The organism is Fischerella sp., assembly GCF_013388695.1.
In the GTDB taxonomy this organism is placed as follows: Bacteria; Cyanobacteriota; Cyanobacteriia; order Cyanobacteriales; family Nostocaceae; genus PCC9605.
Genome location: NZ_JACAEU010000178.1, coordinates 1 through 5,615, shown reverse-complemented (window position 1 = coordinate 5,615; position 5,615 = coordinate 1). Strand labels below are relative to the sequence as shown.

Here is a 5,615-nt window from a genome sequence, read left to right as displayed (position 1 = left end):
TGGGCATTGGGAATCGGGCCGAAGTGAATTGGGATTTAACGATTATCTTTGCCCTTTGCCCCATGCCCCTTGCCCCTTGCCCACTAACTACTAACCACTAACCACTAACCACTAACCACTAACTACTAACCACTCTCTTCCCCTAACTTGTAATTAGTAGCCAATAAAGTGCAGCACGTCACGCAAAACGCTGTAACCAGCTAAATCCCAAAGCAAATAAGCAAGAAAACCAATCATTGCTAAACGCCCGTTCCAAAGTTCAGCTTGGGGAGTCCAGCCAAATAGAAAAGCATTGCGATCTTTGCCGTTATATTCTGTAGTAATTGGTGGTAAATCGGTAGAAGGACGAGTTTCCATTTTGCCTCCAAAATCAATTCTGTCGAATTATTCTTTGTCTGCTGTTAGTTATTAGTTATTTAGTGGTTCTTGAGTAGTTAATAACTAATAACTAATTCTCGATTCCAACGTTTTGTTACATATCTTTAATTTAGCTATCAATTGCTACCCTGTTGTATTCCTATGGGTACAATATCCAGGCACTTCTAATGGACGATTCTCAAGGCTTTTTTTAGATGCCGGAATACACCTTTAGAGGGTGATAAAAAAAACTATTTCTAAATAAATGTTAATCTGAACGTTGTTATAAGTAATTTTACTGAAATACTCTCAAGAGTGTCAAGCTCGTGCATTAGTGAGAAAAACTTATATCCAATGCAGTATATGGGTATCACACCAGAGATGGATGCTATAAGTGCCCAAATTCCACGATTCTGAGCTAAAGAGTAGGTTATAAGGACTAGTACAAGAGTAAAAGCAGGTTAGCAACTTTTTATACTGACAATTAAAAATTATGAGGAAGGAAATAGAATGTTTCAGAGTACAGTAATAACGCTGGAACTTTACAAACCTTTATTTTGGATAGCACAGGCTATAGTAGAACCACCAGCAGGTATTTCTCCAGCACAGGCATCAGTTGCTTTCTCCGGTCCACGCTTTTTTACTGCTTTAATCTCCGGTGTGATCCTGGCTTTTGCATTTCAATTGGTATTAACCAACCTCTCGGTTGCCGCAGGTATTTCTTACTTGGGGCGTCCATCTGATTCAGATCATGGGGAAGCCGGAACTTTAGGAGGGACGATTCGCAAAATCGGTACAGCAGTAGGAGTTTGGACTTTAGTCACGGTTACAATTGCCTTGGCGATCGCTAGTTTTTTGGCAGTAAAACTTAGCCTGGTGATTTTCAGCCCAGGACTGGGAGCAATTCTAGGCGCGGTGATTTGGGGTGCATACTTCTTGCTGCTAGTATGGGTAAGTTCCACCACAGTCGGTTCCTTAATTGGCAATGTCGTTAACACCGCAACCTCCGGCTTTCAGGCGCTCATGGGAACAGCCACTGCTGCGTTAGGTGCAAAGGCTGTGAATCAGCAAGTGGTGTCAACGGCTGAAGCCGCAGCCGCAGCAGTACGTCGGGAATTGGCCGGTGCGATTGACCCCGGTGGCGTCCGGGAAAAAGTTGAGGATTACCTAGAAATGCTGCGTACTCCAGAGCTAGATATATCGAGGATTCGCAGTGATTTTGAAAAATTGTTGAGCGATCCGCAACTCAGAGATATCGCCACTAGTGGCGATATTCGTAACATTGACCGTCAGAAGTTTGTCGATTTAGTCAGCAGCCGTACCGACCTCTCGAAGCGAGATGTTAACCGTATTGCGGACACTTTATATAGTGTTTGGCAGCAGACAGTAGGTCAAGTAGGTCAGGTTCGTCCCCAAGATCGGATGGGTGAGTTGGTAGATTATGTTAAATCGCTCAAGCCAGGACAGACGAACACAGACGAACTGAACCGCAAGCTAGATCAGCTGATTGCGGAAATGCGTTCTGCGAGAGAAGCCGATCGAAGGGCAACTCAAGAAACTGCTCCTGGCCCGATTCAGCGGACACTACAACAAGGAATAACCACTCTGACTGGTATTGTATTAGGGCGAACCGATCTGTCAGATTTAGATGTAGAAAAAATCTTAGGCACTTTAACTACAGCTAAAGATAAAGTTGGCGAACAAGCAGATAAATTAGGACTACCTATACCAAAGCAACCTTACAGCCCCATCCACGCGGATGTAGAAAATTACCTGCTCAACACCTATGCTTGGCAACTGAGTTCGGAAAAAATAGCTCAGGAATTTCGCGATGTTATCTACGATCCCGCAGCCGATCCGGGAATAGTGCGGCGGGAGTTAGAACGACTTTCTCGGAGCGATTTTGTTAATATTTTGCAACAGCGGGGTCTTTTGACCCAAGCGGAAATTCAGCGCATTGCTGACAACTTGGAAACTGTTCGCCAAGAAGTTTTGGTGACAGTCACCGCTGAGGAAGAAAAAGAGATAACACAAGACTTGCAACGCCGAGTCGAGAGTTATCTGCTCGTGACTCCAAAATCAGAATTGACCGCAGAAGGTATAGAGCGAGATTTTAGAGCATTGTTGTCAGATTCCGACGCTGATTATGAGACTTTATCTCGACGCTTGTCAATGTTTGACCGTCAAGGGATGCGGGAGATATTACTTTCACGCAATGATATTCAGCCAGAGGAAGCAGACACTATTCTAGATGAGTTGGAAAAACAGCGCGATCGCGTCTTAGTAGAATCCAAAGGACTGGCAGAGCAAGCAAAATATCAAGCGGAATCGCTATGGCTGAATTTAGAGTCATATCTACGTAATACTGGCAAAGAAGAACTAAATCCCAACGCGATTAGAGCCGAGTTAAAAAGACTTCTGGAAGACCCGCAAGCTGGAATGGGGGCGATTCGGGCACGCTTGTCTCGTTTTGACCGCGATACTTTAGTGAAATTGCTGAGTCAGCGGCAAGACTTAAGCGAAGAGCAAGTAAATCAAATTATCAATACGGTTGAGGAATCGTGGCATAGCGTTCGCCACGCACCGCAAGCAGCATTAGATAAAGCCAAGGAACAGTACGATTCTGTCACAACCATAATTGCAGATTATCTGCGGAACACTGGCAAAGAAGAACTCAATCCCGAAGGCATTCAGCGAGATTTAAATCGACTGTTCCAAAACCCGAAAGAGGGAGTTGTAGCACTGCGGCAGCGGTTATCGCACGTAGATCGAGATACTTTGGTAAAATTAGTGAGTCAACGTCGAGACCTGAGTGAAGAACAAGTCAACCAGGTAATCGATTCTGTCCAAAACTCAATTCGCGATATCGTACGTGCGCCGCGTCGCCTCGCTACTCGGACACAGCAAAGAGTGCAAACTTTCCAAACTTATTTGGAAGAGTATTTGCGGCGGAGTGGCAAGGATGAACTTAACCCAGAAGGTATCAAACGCGATTTGTCTCTGTTGTTACACGATCCGCGCGTGGGAATGGAAAGTTTAGGCGATCGCCTTTCCCACTTTGACCGCTCTACCATCATCACCTTGCTAAAACTGCGGGAAGACCTGAGCGATCAAGAAGCGGAACGAATTGCAGATACAATCATATCGGTACGCGATAATTTTGTGGAACAAATCCGGAGTATCCAGCGACGTATCCAAGACACAATTGACGCAATTTTTGCCCGCATTCGCAATTACCTCAACTCCTTAGAGCGTCCGGAACTGAACTATGATGGTATTAAACGGGATGTACGCAAATTGTTTGAAGATCCGCAAGCTGGGTTTGAAGCATTGCGCGATCGCCTATCTGCTTTCAATCGCGATACTTTAGTTGCCATCTTAAGTTCTCGCGAGGATATCTCCCAGGAAGATGCTAACCGCATCATCGACCAAATTGAACGAGCGCGTAACAGCGTTTTACACCGGGCTGAACGCATCCAACAAGAAGCACAGCGACGCTTGGAAGAAGTGAAGCACCAAGCCCAACGTCAAGCCGAAGAAACCCGCAAAGCAGCAGCATCAGCAGCTTGGTGGTTGTTTGCCACAGCGATCGTCTCTGGGATATTTTCGGCAGTAGCAGGAGCGATCGCAGCTGTTGTTGTATTGTAGGTTAATTCAGTTGTGAAAAGTTGTCTCCGCTAAGATAGTTTTGGCCTCTCGTAATGAGAGGCTTTTTTATTTGTTGTTTGTTGGTTGTTGGTGGTTGCTTGTTTCAATGAAGCGTAACTCTCCTGGTGTTTCCTGAGATTGGTAAGGGCGATCGCACTCTATAAGGTCGTGCATGAGTGCAAGCTATGTTTGCATACATTTTTGTAGCCAAATCCTTGTAGAGACGTAGCATTGCTACATCTCTACGTGGAAAGGATTTTCATCGCTGGAGGTGAACTCTTAGTTCATGAACCACTAACTCCAGAGCAAAAGTTATAAAATTGAAATGGGGTAAGCTTCAGCAAGTAAAAGCAATACAACTGCTTTTTGAGTATGCTGGAACAGGCAGCAAAGTGGCTGTTTGATCTACTACCTGAGAAAAGCGGATCTCTATAAGTTGATACTAAGGGCTAGGGTTGAGTTTTCATAATGCTGGTGCGAGCGAAAGTGTAGTCAAGGAAGCAACAAACAGCAACTATCGTCTCAACTATTCCAAATTTGGAATAGAAATTTTCTCTTGGTGTTTTAACAGGAATTTCCATGAGCCATACTACCATTCTGGAACCACTTGCAGAAGAACAGTGGTTTATTGATAGCCCCGACTTGCGACAATTCGTAGCCGTAGCTACTGACATTAACTATCGCACAAGTAGTGGCGATCGCGCGGAAACTCTCAATGCGCTTGAACCCTATTTCAGTCAACTGCTAAAAAAACAGGGTTGGCTACCAGAGCGTTTTTTGCAACCGAATCCCGACAGTAGAATCGGAGGTGAAATTGGTCAATGGTTGCTGTATCGTTCCCAGGATCGTTCTTTGACTATTTTTAGTTTGGTAATTCCTCCTAGTTCAACCACTCCTGTTCTGGATCATTTAGCTTGGGGACTAGTTGGTTTGTATAAAGGTAAACAAGAAGACACAGTGTACCGCCGTGTGGATAAAGGCGATGTAGAAGGGTGCGCCAAATTAGAAATCGTTGAAACACGCCAACTCAGGGTCGGTGATATTTACAGACTTTTGCCTCCAGATGGCGACATCCATGCAGTCAAGACAACAACAATATTTGCACCTTCAGTATCCATTCATGTCATTGGTAACGATACTGGCTGCATCTTGAGACATCAGTTTAACCCAGAACAGGAAAGCGTGCGTTCTTTTCGCTCCGGATACTCTAATGCATTCTGCAAGGAATAAGTGAGTTCGTGTGAATAAACGTAACTTTGCGTTATGGCTGTTAGTGGTTAGTGGTTAGTAGTTAGTGGTTAGTGGTTAGTGGTTAGTAGTTCGTAGGCAGATATCAGTCTAACCAAAAATCTAAAAACCTTCTGCCAAGTCATTTGTTACAACAACAAGCCAGTCGCATGCGACTGGCTTTAATATACTGAGTAGATTCTCGTTACCAGGTTCAACCTGGTTAGGACTTACGCATTGACAGAAAATACCAAACATGGGATGTGAATTTCAGCCATTAGAGATTAGTTTTTCGACGCTTTTAAGCGATCGCCAACCATCAAAGGGTAATTCTAAAAAGCCTGAAACAACCAAATTTCGTTAATACACATGATGGTCTATTT

Annotated in this window: 3 protein-coding genes; 2 read left to right on the top strand and 1 reads right to left on the bottom strand. The window is 44.4% G+C overall.

Annotated features, from left to right (window positions below; genetic code table 11):
* Positions 1-153: 153 nt before the first annotated feature.
* Positions 154-357, bottom strand: coding sequence for a chlorophyll a/b-binding protein (locus HXY43_RS24330; RefSeq protein WP_290889008.1), 204 nt, complete (start codon positions 355-357; stop codon positions 154-156).
* Between the two features lie 510 nt (positions 358-867).
* Between HXY43_RS24330 and HXY43_RS24325 the strand changes: the two genes are divergently transcribed.
* Positions 868-4,005 carry an MFS transporter gene (locus HXY43_RS24325; RefSeq protein WP_290889005.1) on the top strand — a complete coding sequence of 1,046 codons (3,138 nt, stop codon included), beginning with the start codon at positions 868-870 and terminating at the stop codon, positions 4,003-4,005.
* Positions 4,006-4,584: 579 nt separating this feature from the next.
* Positions 4,585-5,235, top strand: coding sequence for a hypothetical protein (locus tag HXY43_RS24320; protein ID WP_290889002.1), 651 nt, complete (start codon positions 4,585-4,587; stop codon positions 5,233-5,235).
* The last annotated feature ends 380 nt before the right edge of the window (positions 5,236-5,615 follow it).